14 protein-coding genes are annotated in these 16,637 nt (G+C 66.0%); 3 read left to right on the top strand and 11 right to left on the bottom strand.

Going from position 1 to position 16,637, the window contains the following annotated elements:
* Nucleotides 1-3: 3 nt before the first annotated feature.
* The 5 genes from AC3WTC_RS12325 to AC3WTC_RS12305 all read right to left on the bottom strand — a co-directional run bounded on the left by AC3WTC_RS12325 (nucleotide 4) and on the right by AC3WTC_RS12305 (nucleotide 4,712).
* Nucleotides 4-777: a 3-keto-disaccharide hydrolase gene (locus AC3WTC_RS12325; protein ID WP_492711523.1), complete on the bottom strand. Its 774-nt coding sequence runs from the start codon at nucleotides 775-777 to the stop codon at nucleotides 4-6.
* Complete coding sequence (locus AC3WTC_RS12320) at nucleotides 762-1,337, bottom strand: gluconate 2-dehydrogenase subunit 3 family protein (protein ID WP_492711521.1); 576 nt, start codon at nucleotides 1,335-1,337, stop codon at nucleotides 762-764. Before AC3WTC_RS12320 ends, AC3WTC_RS12325 begins: the two co-directional genes overlap by 16 nt.
* Nucleotides 1,337-3,022 (bottom strand): GMC oxidoreductase, encoded by a 1,686-nt coding sequence (locus AC3WTC_RS12315; protein ID WP_492711519.1) that lies wholly within the window; start codon nucleotides 3,020-3,022, stop codon nucleotides 1,337-1,339. Before AC3WTC_RS12315 ends, AC3WTC_RS12320 begins: the two co-directional genes overlap by 1 nt.
* Nucleotides 3,023-3,048: 26 nt before the next feature.
* Nucleotides 3,049-3,939, bottom strand: coding sequence for a hydroxypyruvate isomerase family protein (locus tag AC3WTC_RS12310; RefSeq protein WP_492711518.1), 891 nt, complete (start codon nucleotides 3,937-3,939; stop codon nucleotides 3,049-3,051).
* Nucleotides 3,940-4,139: 200 nt separating this feature from the next.
* Nucleotides 4,140-4,712 (bottom strand): single-stranded DNA-binding protein, encoded by a 573-nt coding sequence (locus AC3WTC_RS12305; protein WP_033830569.1) that lies wholly within the window; start codon nucleotides 4,710-4,712, stop codon nucleotides 4,140-4,142.
* Between the two features lie 284 nt (nucleotides 4,713-4,996).
* Between AC3WTC_RS12305 and AC3WTC_RS12300 the strand changes: the two genes are divergently transcribed.
* Nucleotides 4,997-6,028: a LacI family DNA-binding transcriptional regulator gene (locus AC3WTC_RS12300; protein WP_032975883.1), complete on the top strand. Its 1,032-nt coding sequence runs from the start codon at nucleotides 4,997-4,999 to the stop codon at nucleotides 6,026-6,028.
* 94 nt (nucleotides 6,029-6,122) lie between these two features.
* Here AC3WTC_RS12300 and AC3WTC_RS12295 read toward each other — a convergent pair whose 3' ends face one another.
* The 3 genes from AC3WTC_RS12295 to AC3WTC_RS12285 all read right to left on the bottom strand — a co-directional run bounded on the left by AC3WTC_RS12295 (nucleotide 6,123) and on the right by AC3WTC_RS12285 (nucleotide 10,464).
* A complete protein-coding gene (locus AC3WTC_RS12295) occupies nucleotides 6,123-8,177 on the bottom strand; it encodes an ATP-binding protein (protein WP_492711516.1) in 2,055 nt (684 codons plus the stop codon).
* Nucleotides 8,167-9,663, bottom strand: coding sequence for an ATPase domain-containing protein (locus AC3WTC_RS12290; RefSeq protein ID WP_492711515.1), 1,497 nt, complete (start codon nucleotides 9,661-9,663; stop codon nucleotides 8,167-8,169). The genes AC3WTC_RS12295 and AC3WTC_RS12290 overlap by 11 nt, the downstream gene beginning before the upstream one ends.
* An 81-nt stretch (nucleotides 9,664-9,744) precedes the next feature.
* Nucleotides 9,745-10,464 carry a hypothetical protein gene (locus tag AC3WTC_RS12285; RefSeq protein WP_492711513.1) on the bottom strand — a complete coding sequence of 240 codons (720 nt, stop codon included), beginning with the start codon at nucleotides 10,462-10,464 and terminating at the stop codon, nucleotides 9,745-9,747.
* A gap of 155 nt (nucleotides 10,465-10,619) precedes the next feature.
* On the opposite strand from AC3WTC_RS12285, the gene AC3WTC_RS12280 reads away from it, so the two are divergent.
* Together AC3WTC_RS12280 and AC3WTC_RS12275 are read left to right on the top strand one after the other, a co-directional pair.
* A complete protein-coding gene (locus tag AC3WTC_RS12280) occupies nucleotides 10,620-11,519 on the top strand; it encodes an ABC transporter ATP-binding protein (protein ID WP_059063355.1) in 900 nt (299 codons plus the stop codon).
* 12 nt (nucleotides 11,520-11,531) lie between these two features.
* Nucleotides 11,532-15,110 (top strand): ABC transporter permease/M1 family aminopeptidase, encoded by a 3,579-nt coding sequence (locus AC3WTC_RS12275; protein WP_492711512.1) that lies wholly within the window; start codon nucleotides 11,532-11,534, stop codon nucleotides 15,108-15,110.
* A 124-nt stretch (nucleotides 15,111-15,234) separates the two neighbouring features.
* Here AC3WTC_RS12275 and AC3WTC_RS12270 read toward each other — a convergent pair whose 3' ends face one another.
* The 3 genes from AC3WTC_RS12270 to AC3WTC_RS12260 form a co-directional block, all read right to left on the bottom strand.
* Complete coding sequence (locus tag AC3WTC_RS12270) at nucleotides 15,235-15,540, bottom strand: hypothetical protein (RefSeq protein WP_033830565.1); 306 nt, start codon at nucleotides 15,538-15,540, stop codon at nucleotides 15,235-15,237.
* Nucleotides 15,537-16,001: a GNAT family N-acetyltransferase gene (locus AC3WTC_RS12265; protein WP_032975876.1), complete on the bottom strand. Its 465-nt coding sequence runs from the start codon at nucleotides 15,999-16,001 to the stop codon at nucleotides 15,537-15,539. The genes AC3WTC_RS12270 and AC3WTC_RS12265 overlap by 4 nt, the downstream gene beginning before the upstream one ends.
* A 117-nt stretch (nucleotides 16,002-16,118) precedes the next feature.
* Nucleotides 16,119-16,505, bottom strand: coding sequence for an SseB family protein (locus AC3WTC_RS12260; protein WP_025873957.1), 387 nt, complete (start codon nucleotides 16,503-16,505; stop codon nucleotides 16,119-16,121).
* Between the last annotated feature and the right edge of the window lie 132 nt (nucleotides 16,506-16,637).

Raw genomic sequence — 16,637 nt, 5'->3', positions numbered from 1 at the left:
GCGTTACAGCTCGCGCACCCAGATGTTGCGGTAGCTGACCTTGGCGTCGTGCTCCTGCAGATGGATCGGCGCGCACGCATGCGGTGAATACGAGGGCGGGCCGATGTACTCGGTCCTGCCCGCCAGCACGGTGTGGTCCTGCACCAGCACGCCGTTGTGCAGCACGGTGATGCGCGCGGGCGAGATGAGCCCACCGCCCGGCGAGAAGCGCGGCGCCTTCCAGAGGATGTCGTAGGCCTGCCACTGCCCCGGTGCACGCGAGGCGTTCACCAGCGGCATGGCCTGCTTGTAGATGGAGCCGGCCTGGCCGTTGGCATAGGTCGGGTTGTTGTAGCTGTCCAGCACCTGCAGCTCGTAAAGTTCCTGCAGGAAGATGCCGCTGTTGCCCCGGTTCTGGCCGTCGAAACCCTTGGTCTCGACAGGTGTGCGCCACTCGACATGCAGCTGGATATCGCAGAAGCGCTGCTTGGTGCGGATGCCCTTGCTGCCCGGCACGATGGTCATGGCGCCGTCGGCGACGGTCCAGGGCACACGCCCGCCCTGCTCCGACTCCCAGGCGGAGGCATCCCTGCCGTCGAACAGCACGATGGCGTCGGACGGCGCCTTGCCCGTCGGCGTGGCCACGGTTGCAGGCACGGGCGTCCACACCTCGGTCTTCGCCGGGTCGCGCGCGAGATCGGTGCTGGCCTGCGCGAACGCCGGTGCAGCGGCGAGCACGCCGGCGGCGATCAATAGCGGCGCGATCTTCATGGCGTGATCCATCAGCTGGTCCCCCATGCGGGCGTGCCGGGAACATAGGCCAGGTCGCCGTCGTAGCGGCCGGGCACGGCGACGTAACGCAGAACCTCGGTCGCACCGACCTTGGAGGTGAAGAAACCGAAGATGGTGAGCTGCTTGAACATCGTGAAGTAATGCGGCATCGGTTCTCCTGCCTCGGCGGTGCCGGTTTCGGTCACCTCGACCGCGTGCTTCCTGGCCTCTGCATCCAGCGCGCGCAGCAGTTCAGTGCGGGCCTGCGGCGCAAGTGAAACGAAGCGGCCGCCGGCGCGTTTGTCGATATCGGCCAGGCCAGCACGGAACGTCGCCTGCTGTCGGGCGGTGTAGCAGTCGCTGACGAACGTCGCCATGAACGCACCGGCGCCTGCGTCTTTCGCCCCCGGCGTTTTCGTGCGCGGCAGGATGGTCTCGGCGATCTCGTCCAGCGTGCCGACATCCGCGTCGGAGAACAGTGTCTTCGCCCCTGCGGCGGGAGCCTGTGCCTGACCGAGCGCGGGCAGGCCGATCATCGCCGCGCCGGTGGCGGCGACGATCATCTTCAGCAGTTCGCGGCGGTCCATCAGAGGTTCCCCGCTTTCAGTTCGCGCACGGCGTGGTCGGCGGCCCGCGCGGTCAGCGCCATGTAGGTCAGCGACGGGTTCACGCACGCGCTGGAGGTCATGCAGGCACCGTCGGTCACATAGACGTTGGGCGCATCCCAGACCTGGTTGTGCGCGTTCAATACCGAGCTCTTCCGGTCACGTCCCATACGCGCAGTCCCCATCTCATGGATGCCCTTGCCCGGGGCGTAGTCGTTGTCGTGCATCTCCACGTCCTTGACGCCGGCGGCCTCCAGCATCTCGGCGGCATCGGCGGCCATGTCCTTGCGCATGGCCAGTTCGTTGGCGCGCATGGATACATCCATCGCCAGCACTGGCAGACCCCACTTGTCCTTGCGGTCCCGGTCCAGGCGGATCGTGTTGTCGTGGTGCGGCAGCATTTCACCGAAGCCGGTCATGCCGATGCGCCAGTCACCGGGCACGGTCAGCGCCTCCTTCAGGTCGGCGCCGATGTTCAGCTCGGCAATCTCGCGCGACCACCCCGTGCGGCTGGCACCGCCCTGGTAGCCGAAACCGCGCAGGTAGCCGCGCTTGTCAGCGGCCACGTTGCGGAAGCGGGGAATGTAGAAGCCGCAGGGACGACGGCCGAAGTAGTACTTGTCCTCGAAGCCTTCGACCCGGCCGGAGGCACCCGCGCCGAAATGATGGTCCATCACGTTGTGTCCCAGCTCACCCGACGATGAGCCCAGCCCACCCTCCCACACATCGGTGGCCGAGTTCATCAGCAGCCAGGTCGAGTTGAAGGAGGAGGCGTTGAGGAAGATGACCTTGGCCGTGTACTGGTAGGTCTGGCCGGTCTCTGCGTCGATGATCTCCACGCCCCGCGCCCGCTTGCGGTCCTTGTCGTAGAGCACTTCCTTGACGATGGAGAACGGCCGCAAGGTCAGGTTGCCGGTCTTCATCGCCGCTGGCAGTGTCGCCGCCTGGGTGGAGAAATAGGCACCGAAGGGACAGCCGAGGATGCACTTGTTGCGGTACTGGCAGTTGACGCGGCCCTGCTCGGGCATCGGCTTGGTGATGTTCGCCGTGCGCGAGTGGATCATGTGCCGGGTTCCGCCGAAGGCCTTCCTGATCCGCGCGGCCACGTCCTTTTCGACGATGTTCAACGGGATCGGCGGCAGGAACTCACCGTCCGGCAGCACGTCCAGCCCTTCGCGCGTACCGGCGATGCCGGCGAATTTCTCCACATGGTCGTACCAAGGTGCGATGTCGGCGTAGCGGATCGGCCAGTCGGTGGCGATGCCGTCCTTGAGGTTTGCTTCGAAATCCAGGTCGGAGAAGCGATAGCTCTGACGGCCCCACATCAGCGAACGGCCACCCACGTGGTAGCCGCGGAACCAGTCGAATCGTTTGGTCTCGATGTACGGCGATTCCTGTTCGTCGGCCCACATGCCCTGCAGGTTCTCGGCCAGCGCGTAGTCGCGCATCAGCACCGGGAAGGCGGCCTTCATCGCCTGTGTAGGCCGGTTGCGATGCGGGAAATCCCACGGCTCCTTCATCGCGTTGACGTAGTCCTTGACGTGCTCGATGTTGCGTCCGCGTTCCAGCATCAGGACCTTCAGGCCCTTCTCGGTCAGTTCCTTCGCCGCCCAACCGCCACTGATTCCCGAGCCAACAACGATGGCGTCGTAATGATTGTCTGCCATGGATCTCTCACCTGGTGGATATCGTTTCAGACGTCGCAGAGGCGGATGGCCTCGCGCAGCGAACCGACGGGATCCGGTGCCACAGGCATGAATTCCTGCGCCAGATACCCATCGAAACCGGTGTCGCGGATCGCGCGACAGATGGCGGGGTAATTGAGTTCCTGCTGGTCCCCGATCTCGTGCCGGCCCGGCACGCCCGCGGTGTGGTAATGCTTGAAACAGGCGTGATGCCTGCCGATGGTGGCGATGATGTCGCCCTCCATGATCTGCATGTGATAGATGTCGTACAGCAGGCCGAAGTTGTCCGAGCCGAGCCGCTGGCACAGCTCCACGCCCCAGGCGGAGTGGTCGCACAGGTAGTCGCGATGATCGACCCTGGAGTTCAGCAGCTCCATCACCAGCACCACGCCACGTTTCTCGGCGTGCCCGAGGATGCGCTTGAGGCCGGCCTCGGCATTGGCCATGCCCTCCTGCGGGTCCATGCCGTTGCGGTTGCCGGAAAAGCAGATGAGGTTGCGGTAACCGGCATCGGCCACCAGGTCGATATGCCGCGTGTAGCGCTCCACCAGCTCATCGTGGAACTCACGGCCGGCAAAGCCTTTGGTAAGGCCCAGCTCCGCGCCGTTGCACATCGAGCTGTATACGCCGTGGGCCTTCAGCGTGGGCCAATCCTCCGGGCCCACCAGGTCGATCGCGGCAAAACCGATGTCCTTTACCGTCGCGCAGAGCTGGGCGAGCGACAGCTGCGGGAAGGTCCAGCGGGCCACGGAGTGCTTCAGGTTGCCCTTGAGCGGCGCAGTGGCGGCAAACGCAGGCAGAACGCCCGCCACCCCCAAGCCAAGGCTCGCAGCGGCCGCCATGCGCAGCGCATCGCGCCGCGTGAGGCCCGGGGCCGGTCTGATCGAATGGATGGACATCCACCTGCCGGCCTCCCAACCGGTATCAAACGCAACGATTCACGGCAATGCAATCGATTGCACCATAGGGGAGGCAATTGTCTGTTTGCAAGTCGCGGTGCACGAAAATCAATGCTGCGAGGCACAACTCCGCAGGAATCGCAGAAAAAGAAAGCCCCGCATGAGCGGGGCTTTCTTTTCTGCTGCGAACGAGCGTTCGATCAGAACGGAATATCGTCGTCAGCGAAGTCATCCATCGGCGGCGCCGACTGCTGCGGCTGCTGCTGCGGACGCTGCTGGCCGTAGCCACCGCCCTGGTTGCCGCCCTGGTTGTAACCACCGCCCTGGCCGCCACGCTGGTTGCCACCACCACCGCCGCCGTATTCCTGGCGCGGGGCCTGCTGGCGCTGCGGGCGCTCGCCGCCAGCGAAGTTGCCACCGCCGCCACCGCCGCCTTCACCGCGGCCGCCCAGCATCTGCATTTCATCGGCGACGATGTCGGTGGAGTACTTCTCCACGCCGTCCTGGCCGGTGTACTTGTCGTAACGCAGACTGCCTTCGACGTACACCGAGCTGCCCTTGCGCAGGTACTCGCCGGCGATCTCGCCGAGCTTGCCGAAGAACACCACGCGGTGCCATTCGGTACGTTCCTGCTGGTTGCCATCCTTGTCCTTGCGGACGCTGGTGGTAGCCAGGCTGATGCGGGTGATCGCCATGCCGCTCTGGGTGTACTTCACGTCCGGGTCGTTGCCGAGGTTGCCGACCAGGATGACTTTGTTGATGCCGCGCGCCATAGGTACCTTCGTCCGTTGTCCAGGGGCAGGCCGCCAGTGATAGCACGTCCCCGGGCGGGGGTGCAGAGCGCTGGGGTCGCCCCCGGGAAATTTGGGGGAATACGAGAACGGGTCATCTTACCATCCCCTCGGCCGACACCTGGGTCGGGAAAGCCCCCGGCCATGGCCGGAATCCGGCCTGCAGCCCCCTGGGCAGGGCACTGCGCGCGCCCTGCCCCGGCGCGCGGCGCCAGCCCATCGGCGCCCCATGGCATCATTCCCCGATCATTTCCCTGCCGGCCCCCATGACCATCAAAGGCAAAGCCACCTCCCTGGACATCGCCCACCTGGCCGGGGTCTCCCAGCCCACGGTGTCGCGGGCCCTGCGCGGCAGCCCGATGGTCAACGCCGAGACCCGCGAGCGCATCCTGCGCATCGCCCGCGAGCTGAACTACAAGGTCGACAAGAATGCCTCCAGCCTGCGCCTGCGCAATGCCGGCACGCTGGCCCTGCTGTTCTTCGAGGACCCGACCAACGACGACTCGCTGATCAACCCGTTCTTCCACTCGATGCTGGGGTCGATCACCCGCGCCTGCGCGCTGCATGGGCAGGACCTGCTGGTGTCCTTCCAGCAGCTGTCCACCGACTGGCAGGCCGATTACGAAGACAGCAACAAGGCCGATGGCATCATCCTGCTCGGCTATGGCGACTACCACCAGTCGCGCGACCGCCTGCAGCGGCTGGTGGAACAAGGCACCCACTTCGTGCGCTGGGGCGCGGCCCTGCCCGGCCAGCCGGGGGTGTCGATCGGCAGCGACAACTTCCAGGGCGGGCATGACATCACCGCCCACCTGCTGGAACAGGGCTGCCGCCGCATCGCCTTCCTCGGCCATGCCTCCAGCCATTATCCGGAATTCCAGGAGCGCTATCGCGGCCACGTCGAGGCGCTGCGTGCGCATGGCCTGACCGCCGACCCTGCGCTGCAGCACGATGCGATCACCACCGAGGCGTCCGGGCATGAGGCGTGCCTGTCACTGCTGGCCCAGGACCGTTCCATCGATGCGGTCTGCGCGGCCAGCGACCTTATCGCCATCGGCGCGGTGCGCGCGCTGCGCGAGCAGGGCCTGCGGGTGCCGCAGGACGTGGCGGTGACCGGCTTCGATGACATCCCGCTGGCAGCCTCGGTGTCGCCGCCGCTGACCACCGTGCAGCAGGACACCAAGCAGGCCGGCCAGCTGCTGGTGGAGAAGCTGCTGGCGCTGATCGGCCGGCAGCCGGTGGAAGGCCAGAGCATTCCGGTGAAGCTGGTGGTGCGCGAGTCCTCGCTGCGCGCGTAGCCCTTCGGTGGCGCCAGGCCATGCCCGGCATGCATGCGTGGGACGCAAGGCCGACGACAGCCGGGCATGGCCCGGCTCTACAGGACCTGCATCGCTACGCGCCGCCCGGCATGGCCGTGCGTACCGCCATGCTGAACTCATCCAGCAGGAAGGGCTTGGCGATCATCGCCATGCCTTCATCGAGGAAGGCCGCGCGCTCCTGTGCCTTTTCCGCATAGCCGGTCATGAACAGGATCGGCAGCGCCGGCCGCGTTTGCCGCGCGATCTCCGCCAGCTGGCGCCCGTTGAGCCCCGGCAGCCCGACATCGGTGACCAGCAGATCGATGCTCTGCGCCGAAGTGAGGATGGGGATCGCCGCATCGGCATCACCCACCACCTGCGCGTGGTAGCCCAGGTCTTCCAGCACCACCGTCACCAGCATCCGTACCTGCTCGTCATCCTCCACCACCAGGATGGACTGGCCGGCGCCGCGCCGGATCGGCTGCGAAGGTGCAGGCGCGTCTTCCACAACGGCCTCCGACAACGGAATGAACAGCAGCACCGTCGTCCCCTCGCCGACATTGGACTGGATGGCGATGTGGCCACCGGACTGCTGCATGAAGCCGTACACCATCGACATGCCCAGCCCCGTTCCCTTGCCGATGGGCTTGGTGGTGAAGAAGGGCTCGAAGGCGCGCTCGACCACTTCCGGCGCCATGCCGGCACCGGTGTCGGCCACCTCCACCAGTGCGTAGTCACCGGCAGGCACGGCCGTGTACTGGCCTTCCCTTACGCTTACCGACGAGGCACGCAGAGTCAGATCGCCGCCGTCCGGCATCGCATCACGCGCGTTGATGGCCAGGTTCAGCAGCGCGCTCTCGAACTGGTTGGCATCCAGCGTGGCGTGCAAGGGCAGCGGCGAGGGTTCGGCGTGGATGCGCACCGCCTCGCCCAGGGTGCTGTGCAGCAGGTGCTGCACCGAAACCAGCAGCGTGTTGAGCTCCACCGGACGCGCATCCAGCGACTGCCGCCGGGAGAACGCCAGCAGGCGCTGGGTCAGTGCCGCGGCACGCTGGGCCGAGGCGGTGGCGGTGTCCAGGAAACGCTCGAGGTCGTCGACCCGGCCCATGTCCAGGCGCAGCCGGACGATGTCCAACGCGGACAGGATGCCGGTCAGCATGTTGTTGAAATCGTGGGCGATGCCGCCGGTCAACTGGCCGATCGCCTCCATCTTCTGTGACTGCCGCAATGCAGCGTCGCTGGCCTCGCGCGCCGCCATCTGCGCTTCCAGTTCACGGGTGCGCTCGGCCACCATCGCCTCCAGCGCGTGCGCGTGCTGTTGGCTGCTGGCAAGGGCGAGCTTGGCCGCAGTGATATCGGTGACGAATACGTGGAAGCCGTCGATGCGCCCCTCGCTATTGCGGCGCGGCGAGTAACGCACTTCGCAGTCACGGCGCCCATACACGCGATGTGGCCAGACGATCTCGAACATGGCCTCGCGACCGGCCAACGCGGCTTCCATCGCCGGGCGACGCTGCTGCCATACGGTCTCGCCGATGACCTCGCGCACATGCGTGCCGATCACTTCGCCGGTAGCCAGTTCGAACCAGTTTTCATAGGCCTTGTTGGCGAAGCGGAAGCACAGCGAGCGGTCCACGAATGCGATCAGCACCGGCATTGCATCGGCGATCAAGCGCAACTCGGACTCGCTGCGCGCCAGCGCCGCACGGCCATCGGCCAATGCGGTGACCTGGTCGCGCACCACGAACTGCTTGCCGCGCGCGCGCAGCGCGCCCTGCACAGCGCTGAGCAACGACATGCTGCCCAATGGCCGGTCCATCTCCACTACGTTGATCGAGCCGGGCAACAACGGTTCACGGGTGGAACGCCGGTAGGAACGCGCCGAGCGCAGCAGGATGAACGGAATGTCCGACCAGGCCGGCTGCTGCTGCAGCGCCTGCAGCAGTACCTCGCTACCGCGTGCCACCGCTTCCTGGGTCACCACCACCAGCCCGGTGCAGTCATCGAGTTGCTCAGCCAGCACTTCCAGGCTTGGCGCGATGCCTGTCCTCAACCCTGCGCCGGCCAGCACCGCCGCGATGCTGTCGGCATCACGGCCGAAGGGAGCGACGATACGGACAACGGTGCCGCCCTCATCGCTATCGGACATCGGACTGGCCCAGCAGCGCTGCGCTGTCGCCGACGAACTCCGGCGTGCCGGTGAGGATGCCCTGGAAATCGGCCAATGCGGCACTGACCGTGATGCCGCGCCCGTCGATCTTCAGTTCGCGGATGGTGTCTTCATGCGCACCGCCGCGGTTCTTGATCACCGAGATCGCCTTGCGGATGCGTCCCTTCGCTTCGAAGAAGCGGAACAGCACCACCGCATCAGCGATGTAGGACACATTGAGGCTGCCGGTGGACATGGTGCCGACCAGCCCATGCTGCGGGTTGATCATGAAGGTCGCCACGCCCTTCTGATTGAGGTAGGACAGCATCTCGTGCAGCTGCAGCATCAGCTGTTTTTCCTGCGGCATGGCGGTCACGTAGCCGTTGAGGCTGTCGATCACCAGCACACGGCAGTTGCGCTCCTCCACGGACTTGCGCAGGTTCCAGGAGAACTCCCCGGGCGACAATTCGGCCGGGTCGATCTGCAGGATCTCCAGCATGCCGGAGCGCAGATGCTTGTCCAGATCGATATCCAGCGCCGAAGCGCGTGCCAGCAGCGTGCCCACGCGCTCGTCGAACTCGAAGATGCAGCTGCGCTCGCCGCGCTCGCAGGCCGCCCACACATACTGCAGCGCCACGTTGGTCTTGCCGCTGCCGGCCGGGCCGGTCAACAGGGTGGAGGTACCGCGCAACGGACCGCCGCCCAGCAGCCGGTCGATCTCGGCCACGCCGCTGCTGATGGGCGTTCCGACGAACCGTCCGTGATGTTCCGAGGCGATCAGGCGGGGGAAGATCTGCACGCCACCGCGACGGATCACCATGTCGTGGTAGCCGGCAACGAAATCGACGCCCCGCAGCTTCTGCACCTGCATGCGGCGCCGCGCAGGGCCGAAGTCCAGGGTCAGGCGTTCCAGCGAGACCACGCCGTGGCACAGGCTGTGCAGCTGGCCGTCGCGCTCATCGCCGGTGGACGTCAGGTCGTCCACCAGGAAAACCGTCGCACTCTTGGGCGCGAAGAACTGCTTGAGTGCGAGGATCTGCCGACGATAGCGCAGCGAATCCTGCGCCAGCAGGCGCAGTTCCGACAATGAATCGAACACCACCCGGGTCGGCCCGATGCTGTCCACCTTGGACATGATCAGGTTGACCGTCTCGTCCAGCTCCATTTCCCACGAATGCAGCACCGACTGCAGGCGGCCATTGCCCATTGCCCCTTCGGCCGAACCCAGCTCGAACAGGTTCAGACCGTCCAGCGACCAGCCGTGCGCCAACGCGACTTCGCGCAGCTCCTCGGCGGTCTCGGACAGGGTGATGTAGAGGCAGCGCTCGCCGCGCCGCAGGCCTTCCAGCAGGAACTGCAGGGACAGCGTGGTCTTGCCGGAGCCCGGCGGCCCCTCAAGCAGGTACAGCCGCGCCTGCGGCAGCCCGCCGCCAATGATGCTGTCCAGTCCTTCAATTCCGGTTGTGATCCGCATGCGTGCCTGCATCGACGTCGACGTTTGAGGGGGAAAGCCTATCGGCGCCCCTGTCGACGCATTGTGTGATCCAGCGCACCGCTGTTAACGCATTCAGGAAGCTTTCACGGCGCCAGCTCTGCCCCGCCACCAAGTGCGCCCCCTGCGCCAGCTCCACGCCAGCATCACCATCGCATAGAGCGCCAGCAGCAGTTGCAGCGCTGGTTTGACGATAAACAGCAGCCACAACCAACCGTAGTCCGCGTCAGTCACTTTCATCTGAAGGCCCGGTTCCAGGCCCAGTGTCGCGGTTTCTCCGCGCAGGCCAGGCCCGACCTCCACAACGGTGATCTTCAGGTGCAGGTTGCCAGCACCCAGCGTAAGCGGCGAGGCCAGTGGCGGCCACTGGAAATCGGTGGGCGATGCGCTGGGTTCGTCCGGCGTAAATTCGCGCGTCACCTCACCCGAGCCATGCGAACTGACCGGCATGGCCCGATAGATCGCGTGCCGACCGTCATGCTCGACTTTCAGCCTGATCGGCTCGCCGGGCGTGCGGAAGCGCAGGAAACCGGCGTGCTGACTGTTCTGCCAGTTGCCAAGCACGGGGTCCGGCTGGTCGTAGTCCGGCGGGGGACGCTGGAACGTCAACGACAGCTGCGGCCGCCCCGGCAACAGCCGCTCGGTTTCCAGCGTCAGCTGCGTGCCCGGTTCCAGCAGCAGCGGTGCGGATGCGTAATGCGTGGCAGTACGGAAATCGGCCAGCGCCAGCGCCAGCGCCAACCCGATACTGAGGGAGATCAACAGCAACCAGCTTGACCAGAATGCGATGCGCACCGGATGTCCTTTTCCGCGTCGGAGCGTGAACGAGTATATCCAGCCCCCACCCGTTGGGACGGCCATCGTCTGGGGCACCATGACCAAAGGGGCATGACGCCGCCCCCGTTCAGCGCGATAAACAGCAGATCAACACACGGAAAGGTGTACGTCGCATGCTGAAGATCGATTCGCTGTCCAAGACGTACGCCAACGGCGTACACGCGTTGAACGGGGTCACACTGGATATTCCCCGCGGCATGTTTGGCCTGCTCGGGCCCAACGGCGCGGGGAAATCCTCGCTGATGCGCACGCTGGCCACCCTGCAGGAGGCCGACAGCGGCAGTGCCACCCTGAGCATTCCGGGTGAGTCGCCGATCGACGTGCTGCGCGACAAGGATGCCGTGCGCCGCCGCCTGGGCTACCTGCCGCAGGATTTCGGGGTGTACCCGAAGGTCAGCGCACTGGACCTGCTGGAACACTTTGCCGTACTGAAGGGCTTGACCCAGCGCGGTCAGCGCCGCGAGGTGGTCGATGGCCTGCTGCAGCAGGTGAACCTGTGGGATGCACGCAAGCGCAAGCTGGGCACCTACTCCGGCGGCATGCGCCAGCGCTTCGGCATCGCCCAGGCGCTGTTGGGCGACCCGCGCCTGGTGATCGTCGACGAGCCCACCGCCGGCCTTGATCCGGAAGAGCGCAACCGCTTCCTCAACCTGCTGGCGGCCATCGGCGAGAACGTGGCGGTGATCCTGTCCACCCACATCGTCGAGGACGTGACCGACCTGTGCCCCACCATGGCGATCATGAACAAGGGCCAGGTGCTGCTGACCGGTCGCCCCACCGATGCGATCGAGGCGTTGCAGCAGCAGGTCTGGCGCAAGCAGGTGGAGCCTTCCGAACTGGCCGACCACGAGGCGCGCTACACGGTGCTGTCCTCGCGCCTGGTCGGCGGCCGCCCGGTGATCCACGTGCACAGCGCCAGCGACCCCGGTGATGGCTTCACTGCAGTGGCCCCCGATCTCGAGGATGTGTACTTCCAGCGCCTGCGCCTGCAGGCGCGTGCCCGTGCAGCCTGAGCGGAGCACACCATGATCCTCACCTTCTTCCGCTTCGAGCTGCGCGAGCAGCTGCGTTCGCCGCTGCTGTGGCTGCTGGCGTTCCTGTTCGCCGCGCTGGCCTTCGCCGCCGCCTCCTCCGAAGCCGTACAGATCGGCGGCGGCGTCAACAACGTGCACAGCAATGCGCCGATCGTCATCGCGCGCTTCATGGGCATCTTCACCATGATGGGCATGCTGGTGTCCACCCTGTTCGTCAGCAATGCGTTGCTGCGCGACTTCGAGCTGGGCACCTCGGAGCTGATCTTCGCAAGCCCGATCAAGCGCCGCGACTACCTGGCCGGACGCATCCTGGCAGCCATCTGCGCCAGCCTGGTGGTCTACCTGATCATCGCGCTGGGCATCTTCCTGGGGCCGTTCATGCCCTGGGTGGACAAGGCCCGCGTCGGCCCGGTTTCGCTGGCCAGCTATGCCTGGACCTTCTCCTGGATCGTGCTGCCCAACGTGTTGTTCACCACCGCCCTGCTGTCGCTGCTGGCGGCGCTGACGCGCTCGATCCTGTGGGTCTACATCGGCCTGATCGGCTACTTCGTGCTGTATGGCGTGAGTGCCTCGCTGCTGAGCGATATCGACAACGTCTGGGTCGCCACGCTGACCGAGCCACTGGGCATGCGCGCGCTCGGCCGCACGGTCCGCTACTGGGCCGCCGAGCAGAGCAACACCCGCCTGCCCGAGGTGGCGGGCTACCTGCTGGCCAACCGTGCCCTGTGGCTGGGCGTGGCCGCCGTCTTGTTCACCGCCACCTTCGCTCTGTTCCGCACCGAGCGTACCGGCAGTGGACGCAGGCGTTGGGGCCGTCGCCAGGCCGTGGCCAGCGCCGATGCGCCGCGACCGGCGGCGATCACCGCGCCGCGCGTGCGCCCCCGCTTCAGCGCGGCAACCGGCTGGCACCAGTTCGTGCGCCAGGTGCGCTTTGACACCCTCGGCGTCCTGCGCGGGGTGCCGTTCATCGTGCTGCTGGTGCTGGGCCTGGCCAACTTCATCCCCGCCGCCCTGCACCAGAGCGCGGTCTATGGCACGCCGATCTGGCCGGTCACTACCGAAATGCTGTCGGCCCTGCAGGGCGCCTACAGCTGGCTGCTGGTGATCATCGTGCTGTTCTATTCCGGCGAACTGGTCTGGAAGGAGCGCGCGGTCCGCTTGAACGAAGTCAACGACGCCATGCCCGTACCCAACTGGGTACCGCTGCTGGCCCGGCTGACCACCCTGGTGGTGATCGTCGCCTGCTTCCAGGCCATCGGTGCGGTGGTGTCGATGGCCATGCAGCTGGTGCAGGGCTACACCCACCTGGAGCCGCTGCTGTACCTGAAGGTGCTGGCCCTCGGTTCGGTGTTCTACGTGCTGATGGGCGGCATGGCGCTGGTCCTGCAGGTCCTGACCAACAACAAGTTCTTCGGCTACGCGCTGTTGATCGTGGTGATGATCGCGCAGGTCGCGCTGGGCCTGCTGGACTACACCCAGAACCTGTACAACTTCGGCAACTGGCCCAACGCCCCGTACTCGGACATGAACGGCTACGGCCACTTCCTGCCTGGGCAGCTGGTCTTCCAGGCCTATTGGGGCCTGCTGCTGGCCGCGCTGCTGTTCCTTGCCTCCGCGTTCTGGGTGCGCGGCGTCGGCGCCAATGCGCGTGACCGGCTGAAGCTGGCGGCACGTCGCCTGCGCGGTCCGACCGGCGCGGGATTTGCCGTATCCCTGCTCGGCTTTGTCGCACTCGGCGGATGGTTGTACTGGAGCACCAACATCCGCAATGAATTCCTGTCTCCCGACCAGCAGCGCGACCTGCAGGTGCGCTACGAGCGCGAGCTGTCCAAGTACAGGAACCTGCCGCAACCGCGCATCATCGCCGTCGACAACCGCGTGGCCCTGCATCCGGAAACCCAGTCGATGGTCATCGATGCCGACTGGACGGTGCGCAACACCCACGCTGCCCCGATCAGTGACATCCACATCGCGATGGGCGATGACCGCAATCTGGTCAAGGTCGACCTGGGCGGGCAGACCCTGGCCTTCCATGATGTCGACCTGGGTTACCGCATCTACCGCCTGGCCACGCCATTGCGACCCGGCGAGCAGCGCCAGGTGCACTTCCGCGTCGAACAACGACCCAAGGGCATCACCGCCGGCCAGGCACCCAGCAACATCGTGGACAACGGCTCGTTCTTCAACAGCACCCTGCTGCCGTCATTCGGCTACGACCCGCGCGGCGAGCTGGAGGACCGCAACGAACGGCGCAAGCGCGGGCTGGGTGAGCCGACCCGCATGCCGAAGCTGGAGGATGAAGCAGCACGTGCCAACACCTACATCTCCGACGACGCCGACTGGCTGGACTTCCGTACCACCATCTGCACCGCACCGGACCAGGTCGCGCTGGCCCCGGGCTACCTGCAGCACGAGACCACCGTGAACGGCCGCCGCTGCTTCAGCTATGCGATGGACCGGCCCATGCTCAACTTCTACGCCTATCTGTCGGCGCGCTGGCAGGTGAAGAAGGCCATGTACAAGGACATTCCGATCGAGGTGTACTTCGACCCGGCCCATGCCTACAACGTGGACCGCATGATCGAAGCGGTGCAGAAGTCGCTGGCCTACTACGAGGCGAACTTCACGCCCTACCAGCACCGCCAGGTGCGCATCATCGAGTTCCCGGGCTACCAGAGCTTTGCCCAGTCCTTCGCCAACACCATCCCCTACTCCGAGTCGATCGGCTTCATCGCCGACCTGCGTGACCCGGACAAGGTGGACTACGTGTTCTACGTCACCGCGCATGAGATCGCACACCAGTGGTGGGCGCACCAGGTGATCGGTGCCAACGTGCAGGGCGCCACGGTACTGTCCGAATCGCTGTCGCAGTACTCGGCGCTGATGGTGATGGAAAAGGAGTACGGCCGCGCGCACATGCGCCAGTTCCTGAAGACCGAACTGGACCGCTACCTGGCCGGCCGGGGCGGCGAGCGCATCGAGGAACTGCCGCTGGAACGGGTGGAGAACCAGCAGTACATCCACTATCGCAAGGGTTCGCTGGTGTTCTACCGCCTGCGTGAGGAAATCGGCGAACAGGCGCTGAACCGCGCCCTGCAGCGCTTCCTGCAAGACAAGGGCTACCAGCAGCCGCCGTACACCACCTCGCGGGAGCTGCTGGACTACCTGCGTGCGGAGACACCGGCCGACCGCCAGCAGCTGCTGACCGATCTGTTCGAGAAGATTACGCTGTACGACAACCGGCTGGAGACCGCCAGCGCGCGCAAGCGTGCCGATGGCCGCTACGACGTCACCCTGAAGCTGCACGCCGCCAAGGTCCATGCCGATGGCCAGGGCAAGGAAACGCCGGCCACGCTGGACGACTGGGTCGAGATCGGCGTGTTCGCCAATGGTCCCTCGGGCAAGGAACGCGACCAGAAGGTGCTGTACCTGCAGCGCCATCACATCACCACGGCAGCGCCGACGATCACGGTGACGGTGGATGCCAAGCCGGACGAGGCCGGTTTCGATCCGTACAACAAGCTGATCGACCGGGTGAGCGAAGACAACCGGCGCAAGGTGACGATGTGATGTGAGTGGCGGTGCCGGCCTTCGGGCCGGCACCGATCTCCTACGGCATCCACGCATGGCGTGGATCTACTGGAATGCATCCATGCGCGGCGTGGATGCCGTAATGCCCGGTTGACGCCCTGGGCTACGCTGCGGGGCCCTGCGAACCGGCCTTCGGCCCCAGCACCGCCAGCAGCACGTAGATCACGATCGACGCCACGGTGCCGAGTGCAGCCAGCAACATGAAGGCAAACTCCGAACGGCCCTGCAGCCCTGCCCAAACGCCCAGATGCCAGGCAGCGCCAAGATTGATCAGCCAGGCGATGACGAACACCGGCCACTGCACGATGCCGACCGCGCTCAGCAATGGCGCGGCGATGAGGGCTGCGACGATGGCGCCGATCAGGAAGACCAGGGCAAGACGGGAATGGCGGGCCGAGGCGGTGCTCATGCGCTCAACCCGCGGACCATCACCAGCACCGGGAAGCCACGCGTGTCGGACTCGACAACGGGCTTCCACCCCAATCGCGCATACAGACCACCGTCCAGCGACTCGGTCTGCAGGTAGAGCTGCGATATGCCCATCGACCGGGCCTGCTTCACTGCGTGTTCGACAAGCGTGCTGGCCAACCCTCGCCCGCGTTGGCTGTCGGCCACATACACGCTTCCCAGCCAGTGCTCATACTCGGGAAAACCGGGCATCTCACCGCGCTTGAGCTGAACGGCGCCGACCACCTGCCCATCGTCGATTGCCGCCAGCAGATGCGGGAATCCCTGCGCGTCCTTGGGCTTGCGCAGCCGCAGACGCTCATCTTCCAGAGTGAAGCCTGCATCCTTTCCCCACTGCGCGTGATACCACTGCGCCAGCTGCTCGCACTCCGGCGCTGCCGGCGCCAGCATCCTGAACTCCATGGGTAACCTCGCTGTCCTGATCGTCCTTCAGGAAAGCATGCTTCACCCCTGCAGTCACTGCAAATCGTTGCAATCAATCCAACCGTGCATGGGATCGGCTCCCCGGCGATATGCACCTCAGCCCTGCGAGAAGTCCTTCAGGATCTCGCCGACGCCGCTGGGCGAGATCTCGAAGCCCAGCGTAGTACCCGGGTTGATCACCACGCCGTAGCCGCCCGGTACGCGGCGCAGCACGTCCAGCATCAGCCAGCGGACCTGATGCTCGGCCTGCTGGCTGTAGATGCCCACCCGCGCCGGATCGGTGAACACGGCCACGTGCAGGGTGCCCTGCTTGTCGAACAGCAGCGGATCGAAGCCACTCCCATCGGGCGTGACCAGGCTGCCCGTCAGCAGCACCACCTGGGAAGCAACGAAGGCCTCCATGAATGCCCGGATCGGCACTGTTCCGTCCATCGCGGCCTTGAGCAGGGTTTCGATGGGAGTCTGCGGGGCAAGGTCGGTCATGGCAGTACGAGCGCGGCATCAGGGGGTGCCTATTGTGCCGGATGCCGCCACACCAGGTAGTGGGGGGGGGGGGGGGGGGGGGGGGGGGGGGGGGGGGGGGGGGGGGGGGGGGGGGGGGGGGGGGGGGGGGGG

It is taken from the genome of Stenotrophomonas sp. FW305-C-20-S1 (genome assembly GCF_058783335.1).
Note: the sequence above shows the minus strand (reverse complement) of the source record. Positions and strands in the feature narration are given on the sequence as shown.